The organism is Arthrobacter zhangbolii, from assembly GCF_022869865.1.
Classification (GTDB): domain Bacteria; phylum Actinomycetota; class Actinomycetes; order Actinomycetales; family Micrococcaceae; genus Arthrobacter_B; species Arthrobacter_B zhangbolii.
This window is the reverse complement of sequence record NZ_CP094984.1, coordinates 708,783-732,627: the sequence shown is the minus strand read 5'-3', so window position 1 is coordinate 732,627 and position 23,845 is coordinate 708,783. Positions and strand designations below refer to the sequence as shown.

At 66.0% G+C, this 23,845-nt stretch carries 25 protein-coding genes; 14 read left to right on the top strand and 11 right to left on the bottom strand.

The annotated features are described in order from the left end of the window. Positions 1-208: 208 nt before the first annotated feature. Positions 209-979, top strand: coding sequence for an IclR family transcriptional regulator (locus MUK71_RS03490; protein WP_227929134.1), 771 nt, complete (start codon positions 209-211; stop codon positions 977-979). A 7-nt stretch (positions 980-986) separates the two neighbouring features. Next, complete coding sequence (locus MUK71_RS03485) at positions 987-1,892, top strand: HpcH/HpaI aldolase/citrate lyase family protein (protein ID WP_227929135.1); 906 nt, start codon at positions 987-989, stop codon at positions 1,890-1,892. A gap of 9 nt (positions 1,893-1,901) precedes the next feature. Here the strand turns inward: MUK71_RS03485 and MUK71_RS03480 are convergent, their stop codons facing one another. Both MUK71_RS03480 and MUK71_RS03475 read right to left on the bottom strand, forming a co-directional pair. After that, positions 1,902-2,159, bottom strand: coding sequence for a hypothetical protein (locus MUK71_RS03480; protein ID WP_227905479.1), 258 nt, complete (start codon positions 2,157-2,159; stop codon positions 1,902-1,904). Continuing rightward, positions 2,156-3,835: a hypothetical protein gene (locus MUK71_RS03475; protein ID WP_227929136.1), complete on the bottom strand. Its 1,680-nt coding sequence runs from the start codon at positions 3,833-3,835 to the stop codon at positions 2,156-2,158. Before MUK71_RS03475 ends, MUK71_RS03480 begins: the two co-directional genes overlap by 4 nt. A 492-nt stretch (positions 3,836-4,327) precedes the next feature. On the opposite strand from MUK71_RS03475, the gene MUK71_RS03470 reads away from it, so the two are divergent. The 10 genes from MUK71_RS03470 to MUK71_RS03425 all read left to right on the top strand — a co-directional run bounded on the left by MUK71_RS03470 (position 4,328) and on the right by MUK71_RS03425 (position 13,256). Beyond that, on the top strand, positions 4,328-5,341 hold the full coding sequence (locus MUK71_RS03470; protein WP_227929137.1) for a TRAP transporter substrate-binding protein: 1,014 nt from the start codon (positions 4,328-4,330) through the stop codon (positions 5,339-5,341). Positions 5,342-5,369: 28 nt separating this feature from the next. Then, positions 5,370-5,876: a TRAP transporter small permease gene (locus MUK71_RS03465; protein WP_227929138.1), complete on the top strand. Its 507-nt coding sequence runs from the start codon at positions 5,370-5,372 to the stop codon at positions 5,874-5,876. Beyond that, positions 5,873-7,180: a TRAP transporter large permease gene (locus tag MUK71_RS03460; RefSeq protein ID WP_227929139.1), complete on the top strand. Its 1,308-nt coding sequence runs from the start codon at positions 5,873-5,875 to the stop codon at positions 7,178-7,180. Before MUK71_RS03465 ends, MUK71_RS03460 begins: the two co-directional genes overlap by 4 nt. 36 nt (positions 7,181-7,216) lie before the next feature. Beyond that, positions 7,217-8,047, top strand: coding sequence for a 5-dehydro-4-deoxy-D-glucuronate isomerase (gene kduI / locus MUK71_RS03455; protein ID WP_227929140.1), 831 nt, complete (start codon positions 7,217-7,219; stop codon positions 8,045-8,047). 42 nt (positions 8,048-8,089) lie between these two features. Continuing rightward, entirely contained in the window at positions 8,090-8,902 is an 813-nt protein-coding gene (locus MUK71_RS03450; RefSeq protein WP_227929141.1) for an IclR family transcriptional regulator, read from the top strand. Positions 8,903-8,911: 9 nt separating this feature from the next. Further along, positions 8,912-9,937 carry a zinc-dependent alcohol dehydrogenase gene (locus tag MUK71_RS03445; protein WP_227929142.1) on the top strand — a complete coding sequence of 342 codons (1,026 nt, stop codon included), beginning with the start codon at positions 8,912-8,914 and terminating at the stop codon, positions 9,935-9,937. Next, positions 9,934-10,701 (top strand): SDR family oxidoreductase, encoded by a 768-nt coding sequence (locus tag MUK71_RS03440; protein ID WP_227929143.1) that lies wholly within the window; start codon positions 9,934-9,936, stop codon positions 10,699-10,701. The genes MUK71_RS03445 and MUK71_RS03440 overlap by 4 nt, the downstream gene beginning before the upstream one ends. 61 nt (positions 10,702-10,762) lie before the next feature. Beyond that, positions 10,763-11,440, top strand: coding sequence for a bifunctional 4-hydroxy-2-oxoglutarate aldolase/2-dehydro-3-deoxy-phosphogluconate aldolase (locus MUK71_RS03435; RefSeq protein WP_227929144.1), 678 nt, complete (start codon positions 10,763-10,765; stop codon positions 11,438-11,440). Further along, positions 11,437-12,396 carry a sugar kinase gene (locus MUK71_RS03430; protein WP_227929145.1) on the top strand — a complete coding sequence of 320 codons (960 nt, stop codon included), beginning with the start codon at positions 11,437-11,439 and terminating at the stop codon, positions 12,394-12,396. Before MUK71_RS03435 ends, MUK71_RS03430 begins: the two co-directional genes overlap by 4 nt. 110 nt (positions 12,397-12,506) lie before the next feature. Further along, complete coding sequence (locus tag MUK71_RS03425; RefSeq protein ID WP_227929146.1) at positions 12,507-13,256, top strand: hypothetical protein; 750 nt, start codon at positions 12,507-12,509, stop codon at positions 13,254-13,256. Positions 13,257-13,336: 80 nt separating this feature from the next. Here the strand turns inward: MUK71_RS03425 and MUK71_RS03420 are convergent, their stop codons facing one another. Genes MUK71_RS03420 through MUK71_RS03400 form a run of 5 tightly spaced genes read right to left on the bottom strand, consistent with a single transcriptional unit; the run spans position 13,337 to position 18,126 of the window. Beyond that, positions 13,337-14,350, bottom strand: coding sequence for an ABC transporter substrate-binding protein (locus tag MUK71_RS03420; RefSeq protein WP_227929147.1), 1,014 nt, complete (start codon positions 14,348-14,350; stop codon positions 13,337-13,339). After that, entirely contained in the window at positions 14,347-15,219 is an 873-nt protein-coding gene (locus tag MUK71_RS03415; RefSeq protein WP_227929148.1) for an ABC transporter permease, read from the bottom strand. Before MUK71_RS03415 ends, MUK71_RS03420 begins: the two co-directional genes overlap by 4 nt. After that, positions 15,219-16,013 carry an ABC transporter ATP-binding protein gene (locus tag MUK71_RS03410; RefSeq protein WP_227905488.1) on the bottom strand — a complete coding sequence of 265 codons (795 nt, stop codon included), beginning with the start codon at positions 16,011-16,013 and terminating at the stop codon, positions 15,219-15,221. Before MUK71_RS03410 ends, MUK71_RS03415 begins: the two co-directional genes overlap by 1 nt. A gap of 14 nt (positions 16,014-16,027) precedes the next feature. After that, complete coding sequence (locus MUK71_RS03405; protein WP_227929149.1) at positions 16,028-16,870, bottom strand: NAD-dependent epimerase/dehydratase family protein; 843 nt, start codon at positions 16,868-16,870, stop codon at positions 16,028-16,030. Next, positions 16,867-18,126: an FAD-dependent oxidoreductase gene (locus MUK71_RS03400; protein ID WP_227929150.1), complete on the bottom strand. Its 1,260-nt coding sequence runs from the start codon at positions 18,124-18,126 to the stop codon at positions 16,867-16,869. Before MUK71_RS03400 ends, MUK71_RS03405 begins: the two co-directional genes overlap by 4 nt. A gap of 134 nt (positions 18,127-18,260) precedes the next feature. Between MUK71_RS03400 and MUK71_RS03395 the strand changes: the two genes are divergently transcribed. Beyond that, on the top strand, positions 18,261-19,190 hold the full coding sequence (locus MUK71_RS03395; RefSeq protein WP_227905495.1) for a LysR family transcriptional regulator: 930 nt from the start codon (positions 18,261-18,263) through the stop codon (positions 19,188-19,190). Here the strand turns inward: MUK71_RS03395 and MUK71_RS03390 are convergent. Continuing rightward, positions 19,150-19,950, bottom strand: coding sequence for an AraC family transcriptional regulator (locus tag MUK71_RS03390; RefSeq protein ID WP_227929151.1), 801 nt, complete (start codon positions 19,948-19,950; stop codon positions 19,150-19,152). The two genes, MUK71_RS03395 and MUK71_RS03390, sit on opposite strands and share 41 nt — an antisense overlap. Before the next feature lie 98 nt (positions 19,951-20,048). Here MUK71_RS03390 and MUK71_RS03385 point away from each other — a divergent pair, with 98 nt between their 5' ends. Then, a complete protein-coding gene (locus MUK71_RS03385; RefSeq protein WP_227929152.1) occupies positions 20,049-20,582 on the top strand; it encodes a VOC family protein in 534 nt (177 codons plus the stop codon). Here MUK71_RS03385 and MUK71_RS03380 read toward each other — a convergent pair. The 3 genes from MUK71_RS03380 to mmsA form a co-directional block, all read right to left on the bottom strand. Continuing rightward, positions 20,579-20,995, bottom strand: coding sequence for a VOC family protein (locus MUK71_RS03380; protein ID WP_227905501.1), 417 nt, complete (start codon positions 20,993-20,995; stop codon positions 20,579-20,581). The genes MUK71_RS03385 and MUK71_RS03380 overlap by 4 nt on opposite strands. A gap of 89 nt (positions 20,996-21,084) precedes the next feature. Further along, positions 21,085-22,290, bottom strand: a complete 1,206-nt coding sequence (gene mmsB, locus MUK71_RS03375; RefSeq protein WP_423723785.1) for a multiple monosaccharide ABC transporter permease — start codon at positions 22,288-22,290, stop codon at positions 21,085-21,087. Beyond that, the gene (gene mmsA, locus MUK71_RS03370) at positions 22,287-23,834 is read right to left on the bottom strand and encodes a multiple monosaccharide ABC transporter ATP-binding protein (protein ID WP_227929153.1); all 1,548 of its coding nucleotides are present in this window, start codon (positions 23,832-23,834) and stop codon (positions 22,287-22,289) included. The genes mmsB and mmsA overlap by 4 nt, the downstream gene beginning before the upstream one ends. Positions 23,835-23,845 lie beyond the last annotated feature (11 nt).

The following is a 23,845-nucleotide window of genomic DNA, read 5'->3' as shown; positions in this document are numbered from 1 at the left end:
CATATGCCTAAGGCCGGTCCGCTGAGCGGAACGCCAAAAGTTCTCAATGTTCCGTTCAGCGGACTGCCAGTGGGGGGAGCAGCAAGGCTTTCGACCATTGTGCACGAGTGTGACCTGGATTACTAGCCGTTAATCCAGAGTTTACGTGCCCGAATCATTCCGCTGACCGGAACGCTAGGATAGAGTTACGTTCCGGAAAGGACTCACCATGGCGCCAACAACAGATCTTCAACCCACTGCCGGGGGAACCGAGGCAGCGGACCGGGTGGCGGACGTCCTGCTGCTGTTCAGCCGGGCTGACGGCGCGCTGGGGGTCTCCGAAATTGCCCGCACCCTGAAACTGAGCAAGGCAGTGGTGCACCGGATCCTGCAGTCCCTGGGCTCACGCGGGCTGCTCTCCACCGTGGACGCCTCCGGCAGCTACGTCCTGGGTCCGGCCGCCATCGGCATGGGCAACAAGGCCTGGGGCCAGCTGGACTTCCGCAGCATCGCCGCCCCGGTCCTGCGCCAGCTGCGCGACGACACCCGGGAAACCACCACCCTCTCGGTGCTGATGAACCATTCCCGGCTTTATGTGGACCAGTTCGAGAGTCCGCAGGAAATCAAGATGGTGGTGGACATCGGGGCCCGGCATCCGCTGCACTCCGGCGCCTCCAGCCGGGCCATGATCGCCTTCCTGCCCGAGTCCTACGTGGAGGAGGCCGTCGCCGCACTGCGGCAGTCCAAACCGGACTTCAACGAGGCGGAGTACCGGCAGCTGCTGGAAACGGTCCGCCGGGACGGCTACGCAACCTCCTATAACGAACGCAACATCGGAGCTGCATCCATTGCGGCACCGTTCTTCGACAAAACCGGCAATGTCCTGGGCGCCATCAGCTCCTGCGGGCCCATTTTCCGTTTTACGTCCGCGGATACCGCCGGGCATGCCGCCAAAGTAACCGCAGCCGCACGCGAAATCACGCGGCTGCTGGCCAGATAGGAATCCCATGCCCTCCACCCCGGCGGTCCTGCCGCGCTCCTTCCTCTATGTTCCGGGCAACAAACCGGACCTGTTCCCCAAGGCTGCCGCCGGGGCCGCGGACGCGCTCATCCTGGACCTGGAGGACGCCGTTCCCCTGGACCGGAAGGACGAGGCACGCACCGCCGTCGGCCGCTGGCTCACCGCCGGTGCCGGAACCGGCGCCGCCGGGGCATCGCCCCGCCCGGAACCGCGCCAGCAGCAGTGGGTACGGCTGAACCCGGACAGTTTCGACTCCGACCTGCACGCCGTGACCGGTCCCGCACTGGACGGGGTGTTCCTGGCCAAATGCAGCAGGGCGGTCCTGGAAGGGGCGGCCGGGGTCCTGGCCGAGCTGGAGATCGAGCGGGACCTACCGGCCGGCAGCATCGGCATCATCGGGCTGATCGAGGATGCCGCAGCGTTGGCCGAGCTGGACGACATTGTGCGCTCCCGCCGGCTGGTCACGCTGGCACTGGGAGAGGTGGACCTGCTCGCTGATCTGCGAATGGCCCGCACCGCAGGCACCGCAGCGGCCCTTGACTCGCTCCGCACCCGGCTGGTGGTGGCCTGCGCCGCCGCCGGACTGAGCGCACCGGTAGCACCAACCTCCACGGCCATCCGGGACACGGAACTCTTTGAGCGCACCGGCCGCCACCTGCATGACCTGGGTTTCCGCTCCCGCACCGCCATCCACCCGTCCCAGGTGGAGCTGATCCACAAGACGTTCACGCCCGACGACGCAGCACTGGCCGCCGCGCGTGAGCTGGTGGGCCGTTTCGACGGGCAGGGCGGAGGCGTGGGTGTGGACAGCGAGGGCCGGCTGATCGACGCCGCCGTCATCCGCTCGGCGCGCGAAACCCTCGGGCGGGCTTCCGCCGCACCCCGGGAATAACCTCTCGGCTTAGAGCTCCCCGTGGCTGGCCACGTGCCCGGCGAAATCACCCTCGCAGTCCGGCAGGTGCAGCTGGCAGAGCCGGGCCAGGGTCAGGACGTAGTGCCGGACGCAGAACACCTCGGCGTCGGTGCCGTCCGCCCATTCCTGTGCCACAAAGTGGGTGGGCGGGTCCACGCAGACCGAGTCATCCCATAGGCAGCGCACGGACCCGAAGTCTTCGAGGGTTCCGGTGCCGGAGGTGGTGTCGTCCTTGGTGCCGATCATTTGCTGTTCTCCTTGATCATCCGGTCCAGTGTCTGAAGTCCCAGCCGGACCTCCTCCCGGGTGAGCTGGTGTTCCTCGTCCAGCCAGTCGGCCCATTGTGCTGCGAAGTCCCGTTCCCGATGCAGCTCCCGGCGCCGGCTGAAGTACTCCCGCGCGACAATCCGGGCGGATGCGCCGTCATGGTCGGTACTGATGTTGAGCATGGTGCCGACGGCAGGGAAGAGGATGCAGGTCCGGGACTCCCCCACGCTGAGCAGGAACCAGGAATTCAGGTGGATCCGGGTGCCGGCGGGCAGCAGATAGGGATCCAGCTTGTTCAAATCCAGGCAGTTCACGGCGAGGAAGGATTCCAGTTCCCCGCCGTCCATCACCGTCTCCAGTGACGGCTGATAGGGATGGCCGCTGCGGTCCGGGCTGGTCCAGTCCGCGGCGCCGGCCCAGGGGTAAAAGAACTTCTCGGAAGTCCGGATTTTCAGCACCTTGCCGGCGGAACGCTCGTAGGTGTGCTCCTGATAGAGCGGCGCCATCTCCGCCTTCAGCATCAGCGCTACGTCGTCCAGGACGTGGACGGCCAGCGGTGCGGCATGGTTGCCCAGGGCATGCTTCAGCCAGGTTTCCAGTTCCAGGGCGGTACTGAACTGGGCGGTGGACGTCTCGTGCTCGGCAAAGTCCACAATGTTGTGTTCCAGCCGGTAAAGCCGGGCTTCGGTGCTGTTGCCCTCCCAGGGCTGCCTTGCGGTCCGCAGTCCCTCTGGAACCGAATCCGCCATAATCCATTCCGCCCAGTCGGGCCCGAGCGCGCCCGGTCCCCGCTCAGCGCCGGTATCCGGATCAGCGTAGTGCTGCAGCACGCCGTCCCTGGCGCAGAGCAGCTCCAGCGGTCCCAGCTCCTCCATCACCGGATGCAGCAGTTCATATCGGTGCGTGGAACTGCGCGCATAGGCCACCACGGGGCGGTCCGGATCAATGTCCTCCCGGTACGGGAACTGCAGGTCCCGCGGGGATAGCTCTGCGCCCTTGGGGAGGGCCAGCCGCCCGAGGTCATGGGCAGTAACCCAGTCCCGCAGCAGAGTCTGCCGGCTGGCGGCCACCCCTTCAACCGTTGGCAGGGCCGGCTCTCCGGCCTTGCGCAGGACGACGCCGGGCAACTCCAGTGCCGCGTCCAGGCCCTGGGTAAAAAATGTTTTCCGCACCGTGGCCAAAGGCTCAGCGCCGCCCGTGCACTCGGCAATCGTGACATTTCCGTCCAGGGTAATAAAGGACACCAGCTGGATATCACCGCACCGGTTTTCCACCAGCATGGGAGTGCGCCAATACCCCGCCAATACAGCCAGGGTGGGTGATTTCCTGCCTGCGATCTCACAATGCAGATGGTCGCGGGAGAGGACAAATAAAACAAACTTCTGCACTGTCCACCCGGCCTCACCGAACACGTCATACCCGGTGGATTCGCCAACGACGACGTCCGCGTCCACGGTACCGCCGCCGGAGTACGAGACGTCCCCGTTCTCAGCGACGTCAACCGCGGCAGGCCAGGGATCAACCGGAAGCCGCAGGCCCGGATCATCCGGATCCTCAGTGTTCATGGACTCGAATCCGGCCCGCAGCCGCGGCCACTCCGCCCCGGGGATCCAGACGGTGTAACCGGGTGCCAATGGGGTGGCCGCAGCTGTCATAACAGGGAATCTCCAAGGGTTGCAGGATAAAGCCTCTAATGGTGAAAGGTGCGGGGATTCGGATACTAAAAATCCGCCCGTGGCCATGCACAACAAAATACCGCGGCGCACTGACATTCCCGGACCGCTAAAAGGTGTCGTGGATTCCTATGCCAAATCGTAATTATCGCTCCGCCGGCTTTTTCCGGGCAGCCTTCGCATCGATTGGAAACCCTCCGCCGCCCGGTGGATACACGCCGCTCCCGCCGGCCGCCGTCGTCGTCCCCCAACCGGCAGGCGCCGCCCGTCCCGCCAAAAAAGATCTCACCGAATTCCTTGACCAAGTGACCTGGCACACATTAGCGTTGCCGGAAATGGAACCGAGTTCCATTTTCGACCAATCCACCCAGGAGCCGTTCGAGGGCCGGTGCGCCCGTGATCTGCGAAGCGGACATTCCTGGTTCCAGGCGCAATGAGGCGCCCACAAGCGTGGGCTCGACGAAGAGGATTCACATGCATCGCAACAAGCTTTTCGCCACACTGGCCATCACATCGGCGGCCATGCTGGGACTCACCGCCTGCGGCGGAGGTAACGGCGACGCCGGAGCCGGGTCAACGAAGGTGTTGAAGGTGGCCTTCAACCAGAACGCGTCCCACCCGCAGGCCGTGGCCATCACCGAGCTCAGCGACAAACTCAAGGAAGCCACGGATGGCGCCTACGAGCTGGAGCTCTTCCCCGACGAGCAGCTGGGTTCCCAGGCGGAAACGCTGGAACTGGTGCAGTCCGGAGCGGTGGACATGGCGATTGTGGCCGGTCCCCTGATGGAGGCCTTCAACCCGGACTTCTCGGTGCTGAACCTGCCCTACGTCTATGACTCCCCCGAGCACCAGATGTCGGTGCTGAACGAACCCGACATCACCGGAGAGCTCTTTGACTCGCTCGAGGATTCCGAGAGCATCTCGGTGATTGGCGCCTATCACGGCGGCGTCCGCAACGTGTACACCACCGGCGGACCGGTGGAAAAGCCGGCAGATCTGGCCGGCCAGAAAATCCGCATCATCTCCTCGGATACCAACGTGGCCATGATCCAGATGATGGGCGGCGTGGGCACCCCGATGCCGCAGGGCGATGTCTACACCGCCATCCAGTCCGGTGTCCTGAACGGTGCCGAGAACAACGAGCTGATCTTTGCCGACCTGGCCCACGCCGAAATCGCCCCGCACTACTCCTACACGCAGCACCTGATGATCCCCGACTATCTGGTGGCCAACCCCATGGTCCTGGAGGCCTTCAGCGAGGAGGAGCGCGAGACGCTGGACTCCCTCTTCGCCGAATCCGTAGACAGCGAGCTGGCCTCCTTTGACGAGAAGGTCGCCGAGGCCAAAACGAAGGCGGAAGAGGCCGGTGCCACCTTCCATGAAGCCGACGTCGAGGCCTTCCGCAAGGCGGTGGAACCCCTGCACAAGGACAAGGTCAACAACGACGTCACCAAGGCCATCTTCGAAAAGATCGACGCAGCCCGCTAAGCGCGGCTCTCCCTCGGAAGTTATTCCTATGACCAAACTTAAACAGGCGGTGGATACCGTCCTGAGGACCCTGTGCATTGTGCTCTTCGCACTGCTCATCCTCCTTGTCTGCTGGCAGATCTTCACCAGGCTCGTCTTCAACGATCCGAGTGTCTGGTCCGAGGAAGCCTCGCGCTACACCTTCATCTGGCTGAGCCTGATCGGCATTTCCGTGGCCACCGGGGAACGGGCCGATGTGGCCATCGACATCTTGGTGAAGAAGCTTCCGGCCGCCATGCAGCGCTGGGTGACGGCGCTGGCCTACCTCTCCGCCCTGAGCTTCTCGATCCTGTTCATGGTCTACGGCGGCTACCTGAATGCCACTCTGTCCTGGAACCAGGCCAACCCGGTGCTGCCGGTAAACCAGGGTGTGCTGTATCTGGCGGTCCCCGTGGCCGGCGTGCTGCTCACCTATTACCTCTGCTACCACTTTGTCCGGATCATCGCGGCCAGGGAAGAAGCAACCGCGCCTGAAGAAGTGCAGGTGGAGCTATGACCGATGCAGGAACCGTAGGAACCATCCTCATCATCGGCATGGTGCTGCTGCTGGCCATCGGTGCGCCGATCAGCATCAGCGTGGCCCTGCCCTCGGCCTTGTCCATGGTTTACGTCCTCGGGTTCGAGGACGGCGCCCTCGCCTCAGCCCAGCGGATGTTCAACGGCGTCAACTCGTTCGCCCTGCTGGCCATCCCGTTCTTCATTTTGGCCGGCGTCATTATGAACAACGGCGGCATAGCCATCCGGCTGATCAACCTGGCCAAGGTGATGGTGGGCAAAACCCCGGCGCCCCTGGCCCAGACCGGCGTGCTGGCCAGCATGCTCTTCGGCGCCGTCAGCGGCTCCGCCGTCGCCACTGCCGGTGCGGTGGGCTCCACCACCGCACCCATTGCGGCGAAACAGGGCTATGACCCGGCCTTCAGCGCGGCGGCGAACGTTGCTGCCGCACCGAGCGGCCTGCTGATTCCGCCCAGCAACACGCTGATCATTTACGCCCTGGCCAGTGGCGGCACCTCGGTGGGCGCCCTGTTTATGGCCGGGTACATTCCGGGCATCCTCTGGGGGCTGGCCTGCATGGCGGTGGTCTACTTCTACGCCAAGCGCCACCCGGAGCTGAAGGCAGAACGCTGGGCACGTCCGCAGGAGGCCCTGCTGGTCTTCCTGCAGGCACTGCCCTCGCTGAGCCTGATCGTCGTGGTTATCGGCGGGATTGTCTCCGGCTTCTTCACGCCCACCGAAGGCTCCGCCGTGGCCGTGGTCTACGCCCTGCTGCTCTCCTTTATCTACCGCAGCATCGGGCTCAAGGACCTGCCCGGCATCCTGATGAACGCGGCCCGGACCAGCTCCGTGGTGATCTTCCTGATCGGTGTCTCCACGATCATGTCCTTCGTTATGAGCTTCACCCGGATTCCGGCGCTGCTCGCGGAAAGCCTCTTCGGCTGGACCGACAGCAAGGTGGTGGTGCTGCTGATCATGATGGCGGTACTGCTCGTCATCGGCATCCCCCTGGACGCCACACCGGCCATTTTGATCTTCACCCCGATCTTCCTGCCCATCGCCGTCAGCTACGGCGTGGACCCGGTGCACTTCGGCATCATGATGGTCTTCAACCTCTCCATCGCGGTCATTTCACCGCCATCAGCGCCGGTGCTTTTTGTCGGGGCGCAGGTGGCCAAGGTGGACATCGGTCCCGTGATCGTGAAGCTGATGCCGTTTATGGCCGTGCTCATCATGCTGCTGCTGCTCATCACCTTCGTACCCGAACTCTCGCTGTGGCTGCCACGGCTCCTCGGGTTCCTCTAACCACTCCGTACCAACACCAACCCAAAGGACTTCCCCATGGATGTACTGCACTCCACCAGCCCCGACCAGATACCCTCGCTCACCGCCACGGACCTGCGCAGCCGGTTCCTCATCGAGGACCTGTTCCTCCAGGACCAGGTCCGTGCCGTCTACTCCCACCAGGACCGGGTGGTGCTGGCCGGCGCCGTCCCGGCCAGCGGCCCGGTGACGCTGCCGACCTTCCCCGAGCTGCGCGCCGAGCACTTCTTCGAACGCCGCGAGGGCGGCATCATCAACGTCGGCGGCGTCGGCACGGTCACCGTGGACGGGGAAACCTACGCCCTGAAGCACGCCTCCTGCCTCTACATTGGCCGCGGCGCGCGGGACGTCACCTTCGCGTCCGACGACGACGGCGAGCCGGCACGCTTCTACCTGTTCTCCGCCCCCGCCCACACCACCTACCCGACCACCCTGGTGGAAGCGGGTAACGGCACGGTGCGTGAGCTTGGTGACCAGGCCACCTCCAACCGGCGCACCCTGAACCAGTACATCCATGAAAACGGTGTGCGCAGCTGCCAGATAGTGATGGGCGTGACCACCCTGCACCCGGGCAGCATGTGGAACACCATGCCTGCCCATACGCACGACCGGCGAATGGAGGCCTACCTGTACTTCGACCTTCCCGAGGATGCCCGGGTGGTGCATCTGATGGGCGAGCCCAAGGAAACCCGTCACCTGCTGGCGGCTAACCAGCAGGCGGTTATTTCGCCCAGCTGGTCCATCCATTCCGGCGTGGGAACTGCCAGTTATTCATTTGTCTGGGCCATGGCGGGCGAAAACCAGTCCTTTGACGATATGGATGCCGTTGCTATCACCGAGCTGCTCTGACCGACCATGATGGAGGTAACTTCCCCATCACGAGAGACGGTCATGGCAGAAAAAACACTTTCGCAGGCTTCGGCTTCCACTCCCAGCACCAGTGAAAAAACACTGATTGTGCTGGAGGCGGCCCTGGAACATTCCCGGTTTTCCGAGGTTGTTTCCGCTACGGGGTTTCCCAAGGCAACGGTGCACCGGCTTATTTCCACGCTGGCGGACCGGCAGTTCGTGACCATTGATCCGGAGGGGAATTACCTGCCGGGACCGTCAATCCTGGCCATGGCCGGCAAAGCGCTGGAGCGCATTGATATTTCCTCCATTGCCCGGCCTTTTGTCGACGCCCTGGTGGACAGCATCCACTGCACCGTCCATATGGGCGCCATCAGCGGAGATGCCGTCATTTACATCCTGCGCAAAGACTCGGACAAACCCTACAAAATGCCCTCACGGGTGGGGCTGTCCGTGCCGCTGCACACCACCGGAATAGGCAAGGCCATCCTGGCCACCTATGACGACGAAACCGTGGAGCGCATGCTCACGCGGGCGGGAATGGCACAGATCACCGAAGCATCCATCACCACGGTGGAGGACTTCAAGCGCGAACTCGCCGACGTGCGCCGGCGGGGCACCGCACGGGACCGCGGCGAAAACGTGCCGGGCATTGCCTGCATTGCCGCCCCCGTCCACGACCACACCGGAGTGGTGCGGTACGGCCTGAGCATTTCCACCCTGTCCATTGAACATACAGACGAGCAGATTGAAGCGATGTCCGGCAGCCTGCTCAGCACTGCCGCAGCCATCTCAAAGGCGCTCGGCTACCGGGGTACCGAACCCGACCCCGGTTATCCTTCCCCTCATCCCTAGGAGCTACCCATGACCGCTGCCGCCTACACCGGCTCACGGACTTTCAAAATCCAGGAACCCGACGCCGGGCCTCCCCCGCCCGGCCAGGTGCAGATAGCCGTTGCCTATACCGGGCTGTGCGGAACAGACCTGCACATCTTCCACGGGGACATGGATGCCCGGGTAACAATGCCCGCCGTGATCGGCCATGAAATGTCCGGTGTGGTGGAGGCCGTCGGTGACGGCGTCACGGAGTTCGCCCCCGGCCAGCCGGTGACGGTAATGCCCACCATCTCCTGCGGAGACTGCCCGGCCTGCCGCCGCGGCAACAGCCACATCTGCCACCACCTGAACTTTGTCGGTATTGATTCCGAAGGCTCAATGCAGAGCCGGTGGAACGTCCCCGCAGACATCGTCATCCCCCTGCCCGATGGGCTCGCGCTGGACGAGGCGGCACTGATCGAACCCACCGCCGTCGCCGTCCATGATGTCCGCCGGGCACGGGTGGCCGCCGGGGATTTTGTGGTGGTGATCGGAGGTGGCCCCGTGGGCCAGCTCATTGCCTGCGTGGCGCAGCAGCAGGGCGCCCGGGTGGTGCTGGCGGAGCTCGACGCCGGCAGGCGGGAAACCGCCGCGGGTTTCGGCCTCCACGCCATCGATCCCACCGAGCTGAACCTGCTGGAGTACGTGCAGCAGGAAACCGACGGTGCGGGAGCCGACGTCGCCTTTGAGGTTTCCGGCGCTGCTGCCGGACTCACCTCAGCCGTGGGAGTGCTGACCACCCGCGGCCGGCTGGTGATGGTGGCGATCCACCCCAAGCCCAAGGAAATTGATCTGCACCGGTTCTTCTGGCGCGAATTGGAAATGTTCGGTGCCCGGCTCTATCAGCGCACCGACTTCGACGAAGCCGTCCGGCTGGTGGCCGCAGGAGCCATTCCGGCGCGCGGGATGATTTCCCGGGTAGTGCCGCTCGATGAGGTGGAACAGGGCTTCCTGGCCCTGGAATCCGGCGGCGTCATGAAGGTCCTCATCAACTGCAGCGAGGCCGGCCGATGAGTGCACGGAACCTCTTTGACCTGACCGGCAAAACCGCCGTGGTAACCGGTGCCCGCCGCGGCATCGGCCTGGCCATGGCCGTGGCCCTGGCCGAGGCCGGAGCGGACATCATCGGTGTCTCGGCCAAGCTCGAATCCTCGGGCAGCACAGTGGAAGAACGCGTCACCGCGCTGGGCCGGAGGTTTACGGGCATGCGCGCCGACTTCGCGGACCGCTCCGCCGTACACGGCCTCGCGGCCGACCTGATGGCGGCCGGACCGATCGACATCCTGGTCAACAACGGCGGGACGATCGCCCGCACACCCGCTGCCCGGCATCCGGATGAGATGTGGGACCAGGTGATTGAGGTGAACCTGTCCAGCCAGTTTGTGCTCAGCCGGGAGATAGGCGCGCAGATGCTGGAACGCGGGAGCGGCAAGATCATTTTCACCGCGTCCCTGCTGAGCTTCCAGGGCGGGATCAACGTGCCCGGCTACACCGCCTCGAAATCCGGCGTGGCCGGCCTGACCAAGGCACTTGCCAACGAGTGGGCCCCGCAGGGCGTGAACGTGAATGCGATTGCGCCCGGATACATCGCCACCGACAACACGCAGGCCCTGCAGGATGATCCGGACCGTGAACGGGGTATTCTCGAGCGCATTCCGGCAGCCCGCTGGGGCCGGCCGGAGGACCTTGCCGGGGCCACCGTCTTTCTGGCGTCCCGCGCCTCGGACTATGTCCACGGCGTCGTCCTGCCCGTCGACGGCGGCTGGCTTGGCCGCTGACGTTCCACGCTCCTCACCGGCGGGTCACCGCCACCGTGCACCACGAGACGAAGGACCTGCCGTGTACTCCACCGAAGACGCTCCGGCCGCCACGCGGCGCATCCCCGCTTCCCCTCTGCTGCAGCGCACCCGGACCATCGCCGTGATGCGCGCCGCGCATGCCACCGACTATGCCCCGGTGGTCGAGGCCCTGATCAAGGGCGGGGTGCTGAGCATTGAACTGACGCTGAGCACCCCGGGGGTCTTCGCGGAACTGCCGCGCCTGCGGGACCGGTTCGGCGACAGTGCGGAATTCGGGGTGGGCACCGTGACGAACGTTGATGACGCAGTGCAGGCCATCGACGCCGGTGCCGCCTACCTGGTCACCCCCTGCACCGATACCGCCGTGATTGACGCTGCGGTGCAGCGCGGCGTCGCGGTCTATCCCGGCGGCCTCACCCCCACCGAGCTGTACACGGGGTGGTCCGCCGGGGCGTCCGCGGTGAAGGTCTTCCCCGCCTCGGTGGTGGGTGCCGGCTATGTCTCGGCGCTGCGCGGTCCCTTCCCCGACATCCAGGTGGTTCCCTCCGGCGGGGTCGGGATCCAGGACGCGGCGGACTGGATACGGGCCGGAGCCGCGGCCGTCAGCCTGGGCGGACCGCTGCTCGGCGACGCGTTCGACGGCGGGGACCTGCGCCGCCTGGCCGAACGTGCCGCCCGCCTGCGGGACGTCGTCGATGAAGCGGCGGCTGCACTGTGACCGGGCTGCCGCAGCCGTACCTGCTGACCGTCGGGGAAACCATGGCCCTGCTGACGTCCGGGCATCCGGGACCGCTGGCCCATGTGTCCTCCATGGACCTGGGCATCGGCGGGTCCGAGTCCAACGTGGCCATCGGGGTGCAGCGCCTTGGCGGCCACGCGGTATGGTGCGGCCGCACCGGCGCCGATTCCCTGGGCCGGCTGGTCCGGCGCGAGATCCGGGCCGAAGGGATCACGGTCTGCAGCGTTGAGGACCCGGAAGCGCCCACCGGCCTGATGCTGAAGGAACGCCGTACCGCCTCCACGCAGAAGGTGAACTATTACCGTGCCGGCAGTGCCGGCTCCCGGCTCTCCCCCGCGGACGTGGATGCCGCACTGATAACCGGCGCCGCTGTGCTGCACGTCAGCGGCATCACCCCTGCCCTCTCGGACTCCGCGGCGCGGACCATCCGGTACTGCATCGACACGGCCCGGGCTGCGGGGGTCACCGTGTCCTTTGACCTGAACTACCGGGCCAAGCTGTGGAGCGCCGAGGAGGCTTCGCGCAGCTACCGGGAGCTGATTCCGCTCACCGACATTGTGTTTGGCGGCGACGAGGAAGCGGCGCTGGCACTGGGGGAACACGAAGCCCCGGCCGAACTCGCCCGCCGGCTGGCCAAGCTCGGCCCCGCGCAGGCAGTGATCAAGCTCGGCAGCCAGGGCGCGGTGGCGTACATCGACGGGCAGATCCTGGTGCAGCCCCCGGTGCCTATTACCCCGGTGGACACGGTGGGTGCCGGGGATGCCTTTGTTGCCGGGTACCTGGCCGAGCTGATGAACGGGCGGCCCCCGGCCGAACGGCTGGCGACGGCGGCCAAAACCGGGGCGTTTGCCTGCCTTGCCTCCGGTGACTGGGAGGGCCTGCCCACCCGCGATGAACTGGCCCTGCTGGACCAGGACGAAGCAGTCACCCGGTAGCCGGCCGCGTAACACTTCGGCCCCTGTGAAAGGATTTCTTCCGGCCGCAACCGCTGCGGACCAGGTGGAAACGGGGGCCGGGGAACGTGCTGGGGATAGGTTTTTGGACCGTGCTGCAGGCAGCAGCTCTGGTGACCGCCGGTTTCGGGATCTGGATCCTGGCCCGGGCCTGCTGGGACTACGCCGGACTGCCGGAGTTCCAGGACCGCTACCTGCAACTGGTGGAAGACCGGCTGCAGGACCCGGAGATGGAACACACCGCCAACCGGCAGGAATCAGGCTACCTCCGCCGCCTGCGCCGCTCACTGCAGGCACGCCCCTCCCCGGCCGCACGTGCCGCCTCCCAGAAAGCATTGCTGCAGCTGCTGAACCGGCCCTCGCTGGCCCCGGGCCTGCAGCCGTCCGCCGGGGATGAGCTCACCGGGCTGGCCGTCGCCGTCGCCGCCGCGCGCACCCCCGGGGAGCTCGCCGCCACTGAGAAGCTGCGCCGGGCCGCGGGGCTGCGGCTGCTGCGGGGCGGGGTTCCGCGCCGTTTCCGGGATGCCTTCCTGCCCGGCATGGCGCGCTATCTGGATTTCGTGGGCCGCGGCAGCTCGCTGGGCCTGGCTGTGGGTGTGCTGCTGGCCGGCGGGCTGAGCGCCAACGCGGACCTGGTGGGCGCCCTGACCACTCTGTGCGGTGTGGGCGGGGCCGTCATTTTCACGCTGACCGTGATCCGGTGTGAATCCCGGTCCTGGCCGGCCGGCCAGCCGGGAGTGTGGCTGCGCCTGGCCCGCAGCTATCCTCAGGCCTACTTCCTGCTCCGGCTCACCCTGACGACGGCGGCCGCCCTCCTTGCGGTGTACCTGCTGCGGACGTAGCCCGGGAGCATTTCCCCTGCAACAAAAACAGCGGCACCCCGGTTTCCCGGGGTGCCGCTGCCGTTCTGCCTCAACCGAAATTACGGCGTCTTCTCCGAGAAGGAGGCGTCGATGTAGGAATCCTGGTCAATGGCGTCCTTGTACTCAATGGCACCGGATTCCATCCAGACCGCTTCCATGCCCTCGAGCTGCTCCGGCAGCGGTTCGATATTCGGCAACCAGGTGTAGAGCGGAACCGACTTCAGTTCCTCCACGCTCTGGCCGGTGGCCTCGCCGATGATCTTCAGGTTCTCATCCGAGTAGCGGTCCTCGCCCTGCAGGTCCTTGGCGGCACGGGCCACGGCGTCGAAGAACTTCTGGGCGTTCTCACCGTCTGCGAACTGCCCGCCGTAGAGCATGCCGGTGCCCGAGGTGCCGGCCGGCGGCACGGCCATGGACACGCCGGTGCCGTCTTCGATGGCCATGGTGGAGAACGGTGCGGAGATCAGGCCTGCGTCCAGGCTGCCGTTGGCCAGCGCCGTCGGCATGTCCGGGTTGCCCAGGTTCACAATTTCCACGTCGTTGATGCTCAGCCCGGCTTCTTCCAGCGCCAGGCTCAGCAGGAAGGCACCGGTACCGCCGGCACCGCCTGCAGCGCCGATCTTTTTGCCCTTCAGTCCGGCAATGTCAGTGATCTCGCCGGAGTCCACCTTGGCCTTGGAGACCACCAGGTCCGTGGGGCTCTTCTCAGTGTCGCCGTCGCTGACGCCCATGGACGCCACCACCTTGATGTCCAGGCCGGTTTCGATGGCGCTGAACATGCCGGCGGAGAACCCGGCGGCAACGACGTCGAGCTTTCCGCTGGAGGCCAGCGGCACCGCGTCCTGGCCGGACTTCACGGTTTCCAGCTGTACGTCCAGGCCGGCTTCGTCGAAGTAGCCCTTGGCGTCAGCCACGTAGATGGGCGCGAAGATGGGCAGCTGCACAATGCCGACCTTCACTGTCGCGTTTTCCTGCGAGTCACCCTCGGAGGAGGCGCTGGTGTCTCCCCCGCAGGCGGAGAGGGCAAGTCCGGCCAGCACCGTTGCTGCCAGGACCTTCAGGTGTTTTTTCATTTTCGATCTTTCTTCTTGGATCCGGATTTGTATTTCCAGGGCAGGGCCGCCCGTTCGAGGAGGATGATCAGTGCGGTGACGCCGGCGCCCACCAGGGACACCACAATCAGGCCGACGTACATTTTGCTGGGCTGGAACAGCTGCCAGGAGTTCCAGATCAGGTAGCCGAGGCCGTTGTTGGACGCGACGAATTCGACGGCGGTAATCACAATCACCGACATACCGGCGGCGACGCGCAGGCCGGTCATGATGGCCGGTGTGGCGCCGGGCAGCAGCACGTAGCGGAAGAGTTTCAGTCCGCTGGCCTTGTAGGCGCGGGCCGCTTCCAGCACGCGGCTGTCAATCTGGACAATGCCGGCCAGGGTGTTGATCTGCATCACGAAGAACACGGAGATGGCCACGGAGAGGACCTTGGGGGTTTCGGTCAGCCCGAAGATCAGCAGCAGCAGCGGGACAATGGCGATTTTCGGCAGCGCATAAAGCGCCGTGAAGGTGGGCCCGAGCGCTGCACGCAGCGGCCGCCAGACCCCCATCAGCAGCCCGGCCAGGATCCCGGCGACGGCGCCGAGCAGGAAACCGGCCATCAGCCGGGCAATGGTGGCCGAGGTGTGGGTCCACAGTTCCCCGCTGAGCAGCATGTTCCACGCCTGCTGGGCGATCAGGCTCGGCGGGGTGAACAGCCGGGCGTCCAGGGCACCGGTCCGGGCGGCAACTTCCCAGAGGGCCAGAAGCAGGACCGGCGTGAGGGTGGAAAGCAGGACGTCGCGGTAGCGCAGCCGGACACCCTGGCGGTATTCGCGGCGGATGGCGGCGTCCAGCTCGGGCTGGTTGGCCTTCGCGGCGGTGCGGTCGGCAGTGGTGTTAGTCATTAGGAGAACCTCAAAGATGCTTGTACCTCGTCGCGGAGGGAATCCCAGATCCCCTGCTTCATGGAGCCGAACTCGCTGGTGCCTTCGATTTCCATGCTGCGGGGACGGCCGAAGGGCACGTCGATGATTTCCTTGATGCGGCCCGGGCGGGCGGACATCATCACAATCTGGTCCCCGAGCAGCAGTGCCTCCTCAATGGAGTGGGTGACCAGGACCACCGTCTTGCGTTCGAGTTCCCAGAGCCGGACCAGCTGTTCCTGCATCAGCATGCGGGTCTGTGCGTCCAGGGCGCCCAGCGGCTCGTCCATCAGCAGGGCCGGGGAGCCGGTGGCGAAGGCGCGGGCAATGGCAATGCGCTGCCGCATGCCGCCGGAGAGCTGGTGCGGGTAGCTGTCCTCGAAGCCGGACAGGCCCGCCTCGGCAATCCAGTGCCGGGCGTGTTCGAGCCGCTCGCGTTTGCCCACACCGGCCATGTGCTCGCCGAAGGCCACGTTCTGCAGCACGGTGAACCAGGGGAACACGCCGTGTTCCTGGAAGACGAAAGCGGAGGCGGGCACCTTGTCTGCGGTGACGTTGCGGGTAACCGTGCCGGCGGTGGCGGTTTCGAGTTCGCCCAGGATCCGCAGCAGGGTGGACTTGCCGCAGCCGGAGGGTCCGACGATGCAGGTGAAGGAGCCCTCCTTCAGCTTGAGGTTGATGTCTTCGAGGGCATACACGTTCTGCGATCCGGAGAAGACTTTGTGGACCGCGTCGACCTCGAACGCGTAATTCACCGCGGGTGGGGCTGGTGTCATGTTCTGATTCCTGGTCATTTGGAGGGGTGCATATCGGTATGGCGCGGAGGCCGGGGTGAGCAGAAAACGCCGCCGATGAATTGTCTGTCCCAGTCGGTTTCCGCGGCGGCGCTGGGCGCGGCCGGGCCGATCAGGTCCTTGGCGTAGCTCTCGGCGTCGTCCTGTGGGACATAGCCGATTGCCCTGCCGGCATCCGGGGAGAGGTAGCTTCTGGTGTTCGCGGACACCCCCCAGACAATACGGAAGCCGTGCCCGGAGTCGGTGAGGGCCGCGCGGAACAACCGTGCGGCGTCGTCGGGCGAGAGCCAGGTGCTCAGCATTCGGACATCGCGGGGGCGGTCGAACCGGGAGGCGATGCGAAGGCAGATAACATCCATGCCGTATCGATCCGAATAGTAGCTTCCAAGGGCTTCAACCGCCGCCTTTGAGACGCCGTATAAAGTGTTGGGCCGCACCGCGGTGTCATCCGGAACCAGTTCCCCGGGGCGGGGCACAGCGGTAAATCCGGTGGCGTGAATGGAGCTGGCCAGCACGGCGCGCGGCACCCCGGCCCGGTGGGCGGCGTCCAGGACGGAGTGCGTGCCGTCAATATTGGCGGTGAGGATCCGGTCCCAGTCAGCTTCCAGCGGGATGCCGGCCAGGTGCACGACGGCGGCGCAGCCCGCGAACGCGTCGACGAGGGTTTCGGTCTCGGTCACCTCGGTGATGACCCATTCCTGGCCGTAGGACTCCGCGGGTGCCACCCGGTCCACGCAGACCAGGGAGTATCCGGCGTCGAGCAGGCGCGGGATGATGTCACCGGCGAGGCTGCCCGCAGCCCCGGTGAGCGCGATCTTCGCGCCGCGTTCCGGGTTCACAGCAGCGCCCCCTGGTCCTGGAGCAGGCCGCGCAGCTTGGGCAGGTCCACGCTGCCGGCGGAGCTGTGCAGGGACGCGGCCAGGCCGGCGGCGTGCCCGGTGGCGAAGGACGTGCCCATCACGCGCAGCGAGGCGAAGGAACGGCTGTCGCTGCTGGTGAGCCGGCCGGCGCCCCACAGGTTGGTGATGTTGGCGCTGGTCACCGCGCCGTAGGGGATGTCGTACCACTTGCGGTCCCTGATGCCGCTGTACTCGGTGGCGCCGGGGGTGGAATGGTCCTCCATCGGCCAGCCGCAGCGGGCAATCCCGTCCTCCGGACGACGGCGGGCGGAGAGTACGTCGTCGGCGCTGACGCTTTCCCTGCCCAGCATCCGGCGTGCTTCCCGGATGCCGATCTGCGGGCCAGTGGAAGCAAGGTAGGCCCCGGACCAGCCGGGCATTCCTGCCTTGAGCGCGTTGAGGTAGTGGCGGGCCCGGGCCCGTCCGTCCAGTTCGGCGCGGGAGAGCTGGTGTACGTCCAGCACATCCACGTAGGCGTCCGCCAGCAGCAGCATCAGTTCGCGGGAGCGGGGCATCCGCACGCAGGTTCCGTTGCTGCGGGTCAGCACCTCACCGGTGGCCTGACCGTAGGCGGCAAAGGCCGTGTCCATGGCCTCGGTGGAGAGGTCCGCGTCCTCGCCGACGCCGCCCACCCGCATCACCAAGGTGCTGGCCTGGCGGCGTTCCACCGGGGAGAGCTGGAACTCCGCGCCGGCCGCTTCCAGCAGTGCGCCATCGCCGCTGCAGTCCACAAAGGCGCTGGCGGAAAGGCGCAGGGTGCCGCCGCGGTGGGCAATGTGCACGGCACTGATGCGCTCGTTATCGGTGTCCGCGGCCACCAGGGTGCTGTGGAACAGGACGTCGACGCCGGCGTCCCGGACCAGCTCGTCCAGCACGGTTTTGGTGGTTTCCATATCCAGGACCACAATCGTGTTGCCGGTGGCCGGCGAGGTTTCCAGGGTCAGCAGTTCCTGGCGCTCGAGTTCATCCAGGAAGTCCTGGCCGATGCCGCGGACCACCTGTTCCCGCGTCTGGTCAAAAAAGCCGCAGTAGGCAAGGACCGAGCTGTTGGTCGCGGCGCCGCCCAGGAATCCGTAGCGCTCCACGAGGCACACGCTGGCCCCTGTCCGGGCGGCGCTGACGGCGGCCGCCACACCGGCGGCACCTCCACCTACAACCACAACGTCGTAGCTGGTTCTTGCGGATATCGAAGTCATAAAACGGGAATCCTTAGTTCGGTCCACGTGAGCCGCGTCACATGGCTCACATAAGAACCATCAGCCACGCTGGCATATAAATCAAATGCCTAAATGTGACCCCCGACATACTTTTTAGGCATAGGCTGGCCGGCATGGACATCCGGCAGCTGAAGTACTTTGTGCGCACCGCGGAGACGGGCAGTATCAGCGGCGCCGCCGTCGAGCTTCACATGACCCAGCCCGCACTGAGCCGGCAGCTGGCCGACCTGGAGAAGGAACTGGGCGGGACACTGCTGCAGCGCAACCCCCGCGGCGTGTCACTGACTCCGCTCGGCCGGGCGGTCAAGTCCCATGCCGACACCATCCTGGCGCAGGTGGACCGGACGCCCGAGATTGTCCGCCTGGCTGCCAGCGGCCATTCCCTGATCCGGCTGGGTGCACCGCCCGGGCTGCCGCATGACTGGTTCCGGGCCGCCGTCGGCCGGGTGCAGGCCGCCGGCCTGCCGGTGAGCTTCTCCCTCTACGAGGCCAGCAGCGATGAACAGAACCGGCTGCTGCGCGCCGGCCAGATCGACATGGCCCTGCTGCACACGGAACCCGCCGAGGGCATGCACCGGCAGCACCTGCTCACCCAGCCGCTGGGCGCTGCCGTCCGTCCCTCCTCGCCGATGAATGAGAGGGATGTCCTCAGCCTGTTTGATCTGGACGGGCTCACCGTGATGGCGCACGCCGCAGGGGAAATCCGCATCCAGGAAGTGAAGCTGCGCAGCGCCGCCGAGGCGGAAGGCGTCCGCGCCCATTGGGTGTTCCGGAAGTTCAGCCACCACAGCCTGCTGATTGCGGATCTGGCGGACGCGGATGCGGCGCTGACCACCGAGGCATCGGCCGGTATCAACTTTCCCGGCTGGAAATGGGTGCCGCTTTCCGCTCAGGATGCCGGCGGACACTCGCTGCAGGTTCAGACCTGGGCCGCGTGGAACGCCGCCGCTCCCCCGGAGCTGGCGCAGGTGGCCGGGCTGTTCAGTTCACCATCCGGTCCTACTACGGTTTCGCGGCCGAACGCCGGTAACCACTGGGGGTGAAGCCCAGGACGGTGCGGAAATCCGCCGTCAGGTGGGCATGGTCGGCGTAGCCCAGCTCGGCGGCAATGTCCGCGACGGGCAGGCCGGGTTCCAGACGCAGGCGTTCGGCGGCTTCCTGCAGCCGGTAGCGCCGGATCATGGCCAGCGGCGGCAGGCCCACATGGCGCCGGGCCAGCCGCTGCAGCGTCCGCACCGATACCCCCAACAGATCCGCCGCCTGCCCCACCCGCGTCAGTGACGCATCGGCGGCGATGAGCTCCTCCAACCGGTTCACCAGCACCCCGTCGGCATCCGGAACCGGAACCCTGCGCTCCAGCCACCTCCCCGCCGAGCATGCTGCTGCCTCCCGCCGGCCCTCTCCGTCGCTCTTCCCCTTGTCTCCGGCCATGGCGGCGACGACGGCGGCATGGAGATCGGGCATGTCCACGGGGATTTCGCGGTTGCGCAGGCTGCCGGGTTCGCCGGTGAACGCCGGCACCGCGGCCGGACGCAACAGCATCCCCACCGCCCAGCCACGCCCGGACAAGTCGCGGAAGGAACGCCGGGTGGCAGGCCCGGACAGCGTCACCCCGTCAGGCTGCACCACCAGGTTCAGGGCAGGAAAGGGCAGTACTTCCTGCCGGCTGACCCGTCCGGGAGCGAGCTGCCATTCCGGGATCCAGAACCAGCGCACCCGGTCCGCGAGCGCTGCCGGGGCCGGGAGCCGGTGGAAGGAGGGCAGCCGGGCGGGATACAGCGTCCCACGCCACTGCTCCTCCACGTCCCTCCCCCTCTGTGCCTCATTTCGGACTGTCGCAAGATTCCGGACTGTCGCAAATCTTCAAGCCCGATGCAGGTCCGGACCCCTAGCGTCTAAGCATGACTACTTCAGCCAACACCAATCCCGCAAACACGCCGCAAAGCTCCGCAGGTGTCACCGGCCGGCACACCACCGGCGGCGTCCCGCACGGCGTCACCACCCTGACTCCGTTCCTCGCCGTTCCGGACGCCCGCGCGGCCATCAGTTTCTATCGCGATGTCTTTGGCGCCCGGTTGATCGATGCCACCGAGATGGGCGGCATTGTGGTCCACGCCGATCTGGACTTCGGCACCGGAAGGCTGCAACTGGGCGAGCCCAACCCCGACTACGGTCTGGTCCCCGCGCCGGATGGTGATGCCGACTGCTATTCGATGGGCCTGTACTGCGAAAACGCGGATGACACCGTGTCCAGGGCAGAAGCAGCCGGGGCCACCATTCGGGAACCGCTGCGCACCTTTGTCTCAGGCGACCGGTTCGCCAGCATCCGCGACCCGTTCGGGGTGCGCTGGTCCGTGATGAGCCGGGTGGAGGATCTATCCGAGGAGGAAAGCGCCGCCAGGGTCGCCGAGTGGGCCGCGGCGCAATCCGGCTAGGAGTCCTCGCCCTCAATGCTGATCATCCAACTGGTACCGAACCGATCGGTGAGCATGCCGAACAGGTCTCCCCACGGCGCCTTTTCCAGCGGCAGGTCCATCTGGCCGCCGTCAAGCAACCGATCCCAGTAGCCGCGCAGTTCCTCTCCGTTATCGCCGCTCAGGGAGATGGAATAGCTGCTGCCCTCGTCCAGATTCATGCTGGAGGGCGTGTCCGAGGCCATCAGGACAAAGCCGCTGTCCGTGGTCAGCGAGGAATGCATGATCTTGTTGGCTTCGGCCGGATCATCGGACATGTTCATGTCACCGAATGTGGAGCTTTCCAGCGTGCCGCCAAAGACGCTCTGGTAGAAGTCCATGGCCTCACGGGCGTTGTCCCGGAAGCTGAGGTAGGGGTTCATCTGGCTGGGCATAATGGTCTCCTTACGCGTGGCAGATCGGATGCCTCCGAGTATGCTCCGGCGGCAGGCCCGGTGGAAGCGCTCCGGCTAAATCTTCCCGCCTACCGCGCACCCTTCCGCCGACTGAACCCGAAGGCGACCGCAGCCAGCAGCACCAGGCCCTTGATGACCTGCTGCCAGGCGGCATCCACGGACAGGATGGACAGGCCCTGGTTCAGCACGCCCATCACGAGCGCCCCGATCACCGCCCCCACCACCGTGCCCACCCCGCCCTGTACCGAAGCGCCGCCGATGAACACCGCGGCAATCGCGTCCAGCTCGAACCCGCCGCCAGCCGAGGCCACGGCGCCGCCGGCCCGCGCGGTGCTCACCACCGCAGCCAGCCCGGCGAGGAAGCCCATGTTCACGAACACCAGGAAGTTCACCCACCGGGTTTTCACCCCTGACATCATCGCGGCATTCAGGTTCCCGCCCATGGCGTAGATGTGCCGGCCGAACACCGTGCGGTTCAGCAAAAAGGAGTACGCGAGCACCAGCACCGCCAGGATGACCACGATGATCGGCATGCCGCGGCTGTAGGCCAGCAGGTAGCAGAGGTACATGATGGCGATCACGGCCAGGGCGATCTTGAAGACGAAGGAGCCGTTCCTCTCCCGGGGCAGGTCCAGCCGGCGCAGGTCCGCCCGTCCCTTGAGCTGCTGCACCACCAGGGCCACGCACGCCAGCGCGCCGATGCCCAGGGTCATCAGGTCCGGTGTGCCCGTGGAGGGCAGGGTGCCGGAACTGATGGCCGTGTACGGACGCGGCAGTCCGCTGATGGTTCCGCCGGTCAGCAGAATCAGTGCGGTACCGCGGAACACCAGCATCCCGGCCAGCGTGACAATAAAGGCGGGTATCCCCACAAACGCCACCCAGAACCCCTGCCAGGCACCGATCAGGGCTCCGACCACCAGGGAGAGGGTCACGGCCGCCCACCAGGGCAGGCCCCAGCTGTTCATGGACAGGGCGGCGATGGCGCCGACCGTGGCCACCACGGATCCCACGGAAAGATCGATGTGCCCGGCAATGATCACCATGACCATGCCGATGGCCAGGATCACCACGTAGGCGTTCTGCTGGAAGAGGTTGCTGACGTTACCCGGATACAGCAGCCGCCCGCCGGTCAGGATCTGGAACAGCAGGATGATGACGGCCAGGGCCCCCAGGATGCCGTACTGCCGCAGGTCCACCCGGCGGCGTTTTTTGCCGTTCCTGCCGGGCTGCGGCGGCAGCGGCGCCCGGGCCTGTTCGGGAGTTGTGGTGGTCACGGTGTTTCTGCTCCTTGGCTCCGGTCCGCGGTCATATGGCGCATGAGTTCCTCCTGGGTCGCGTCCGCCCGGGGGATTTCAGCTGTCAGCCTGCCCTCGGCGATGGTGTAGATCCGGTCCGCCAGTCCCATCAGTTCCGGCAGTTCGCTGGAAATGAGGATGACCGCCTTGCCCTGCGCTGCCAGCTCGTTGATGATTCCGTAGATTTCGAATTTCGCCCCGACGTCGATGCCCCGGGTCGGTTCATCCAGGATCAGTACTTCCGGGCCGGAGTAAATCCATTTGCTCAGCACCACCTTCTGCTGGTTTCCGCCGGAGAGGTTTTCCACCAGGGAGGAAACGCTGGGCGTGCGGATGTTCATGCGTTTGCGGTACTCGTCCGCCACCCGGTATTCCCGGTTCCGGTCGATGATGCCCAGTCTGGCCAGCTTGCCCAGCGCCGCGGCGGAGACGTTGACGGTGACGCTGCCAATCAGGTTCAGCCCGTACCGCTTGCGGTCCTCGCTGAGGTAGGCAATGCCGTGCCGGATGGCTTCCTCCACGGTGCGGGTGCGGATTTCCACGCCGTCCTTGTAGACCCGGCCGGAGATCCCGGAGCCGTAGGACCGGCCGAAGATGCTCATGGCCAGCTCCGTCCGGCCTGCCCCCATCAGTCCGGCGAAGCCGATGATCTCCCCCGCCCGCACCGAGAAGAAGGCACGGTCCACCACCAGCCGGTCCACATCAATGGGGTGGTGCACGGTCCAGTCCTCCACCCGGAACTTCTCCTCGCCGATCTGCGGTTCGCGCGGCGGGAACTGATGGTCCAGCGGGCGTCCGACCATCGCGCGGATGATGCGCGTTTCGATCTCTTCGGTGTCCTGGACCTCGAAGGTGTCGATGGTCCGTCCGTCCCGGATGACAGTGACCGTATCCGCAATGGAGCGGATCTCCTTGAGCTTGTGCGAAATAATGATGGAGGTAATGCCGGTTTCGTTCAGCTGGCGGATCAGTCCCAGAAGGTGCGCGGAATCGTCGTCGTTCAGTGCTGCGGTGGGCTCATCCAGGATCAGGATCTTCACCTCCTTGGACAAGGCCTTGGCAATCTCCACCAGCTGCTGTTTGCCCACCCCCAGCTCCACTATCTTGGTGGCCGGGTTCTCCGCCAGCCCCACCCGCTGCAGCAGCCGGGCGGCCTCCAGGTTGGTTTTGTTCCAGTCGATCACCCCGCCGCGGGACACCTCGTTGCCCAGGAAAATGTTCTCGGCAATCGACAGGAACGGGCTCAGTGCCAGTTCCTGGTGGATGATCACCACGCCGTCGCGCTCGGAATCGTTGATCGATCCGTAGCTGACCGGGCTGCCCTCCAGGGTGATGGTCCCGTCGAAGCTGCCGTGCGGGTACACGCCGCTGAGCACCTTCATCAGGGTGGATTTTCCGGCGCCGTTTTCACCGCAGATGGCGTGCACGCGGCCGCGTTCCACGTCGATCGAAACGCCGTCCAGCGCCCGGACCCCGCTGAATTCCTTCACAATGCCGTCCATTTTCAGGATGACGTTACTCATGCCGAACCCGC

What these genes read in the sequence shown, in the direction of transcription:
- MUK71_RS03490 (WP_227929134.1), top strand. Translation starts at nt 209, where the DNA reads ATGGCGCCAACAACAGATCTTCAACCCACTGCCGGGGGAACCGAGGCA.
- MUK71_RS03485 (WP_227929135.1), top strand. Translation starts at nt 987, where the DNA reads ATGCCCTCCACCCCGGCGGTCCTGCCGCGCTCCTTCCTCTATGTTCCG.
- MUK71_RS03480 (WP_227905479.1), bottom strand. Translation starts at nt 2,159, where the DNA reads ATGATCGGCACCAAGGACGACACCACCTCCGGCACCGGAACCCTCGAA.
- MUK71_RS03475 (WP_227929136.1), bottom strand. Translation starts at nt 3,835, where the DNA reads ATGACAGCTGCGGCCACCCCATTGGCACCCGGTTACACCGTCTGGATC.
- MUK71_RS03470 (WP_227929137.1), top strand. Translation starts at nt 4,328, where the DNA reads ATGCATCGCAACAAGCTTTTCGCCACACTGGCCATCACATCGGCGGCC.
- MUK71_RS03465 (WP_227929138.1), top strand. Translation starts at nt 5,370, where the DNA reads ATGACCAAACTTAAACAGGCGGTGGATACCGTCCTGAGGACCCTGTGC.
- MUK71_RS03460 (WP_227929139.1), top strand. Translation starts at nt 5,873, where the DNA reads ATGACCGATGCAGGAACCGTAGGAACCATCCTCATCATCGGCATGGTG.
- kduI (WP_227929140.1), top strand. Translation starts at nt 7,217, where the DNA reads ATGGATGTACTGCACTCCACCAGCCCCGACCAGATACCCTCGCTCACC.
- MUK71_RS03450 (WP_227929141.1), top strand. Translation starts at nt 8,090, where the DNA reads ATGGCAGAAAAAACACTTTCGCAGGCTTCGGCTTCCACTCCCAGCACC.
- MUK71_RS03445 (WP_227929142.1), top strand. Translation starts at nt 8,912, where the DNA reads ATGACCGCTGCCGCCTACACCGGCTCACGGACTTTCAAAATCCAGGAA.
- MUK71_RS03440 (WP_227929143.1), top strand. Translation starts at nt 9,934, where the DNA reads ATGAGTGCACGGAACCTCTTTGACCTGACCGGCAAAACCGCCGTGGTA.
- MUK71_RS03420 (WP_227929147.1), bottom strand. Translation starts at nt 14,350, where the DNA reads ATGAAAAAACACCTGAAGGTCCTGGCAGCAACGGTGCTGGCCGGACTT.
- MUK71_RS03415 (WP_227929148.1), bottom strand. Translation starts at nt 15,219, where the DNA reads ATGACTAACACCACTGCCGACCGCACCGCCGCGAAGGCCAACCAGCCC.
- MUK71_RS03410 (WP_227905488.1), bottom strand. Translation starts at nt 16,013, where the DNA reads ATGACACCAGCCCCACCCGCGGTGAATTACGCGTTCGAGGTCGACGCG.
- MUK71_RS03400 (WP_227929150.1), bottom strand. Translation starts at nt 18,126, where the DNA reads ATGACTTCGATATCCGCAAGAACCAGCTACGACGTTGTGGTTGTAGGT.
- MUK71_RS03395 (WP_227905495.1), top strand. Translation starts at nt 18,261, where the DNA reads ATGGACATCCGGCAGCTGAAGTACTTTGTGCGCACCGCGGAGACGGGC.
- MUK71_RS03385 (WP_227929152.1), top strand. Translation starts at nt 20,049, where the DNA reads ATGACTACTTCAGCCAACACCAATCCCGCAAACACGCCGCAAAGCTCC.
- MUK71_RS03380 (WP_227905501.1), bottom strand. Translation starts at nt 20,995, where the DNA reads ATGCCCAGCCAGATGAACCCCTACCTCAGCTTCCGGGACAACGCCCGT.
- mmsA (WP_227929153.1), bottom strand. Translation starts at nt 23,834, where the DNA reads ATGAGTAACGTCATCCTGAAAATGGACGGCATTGTGAAGGAATTCAGC.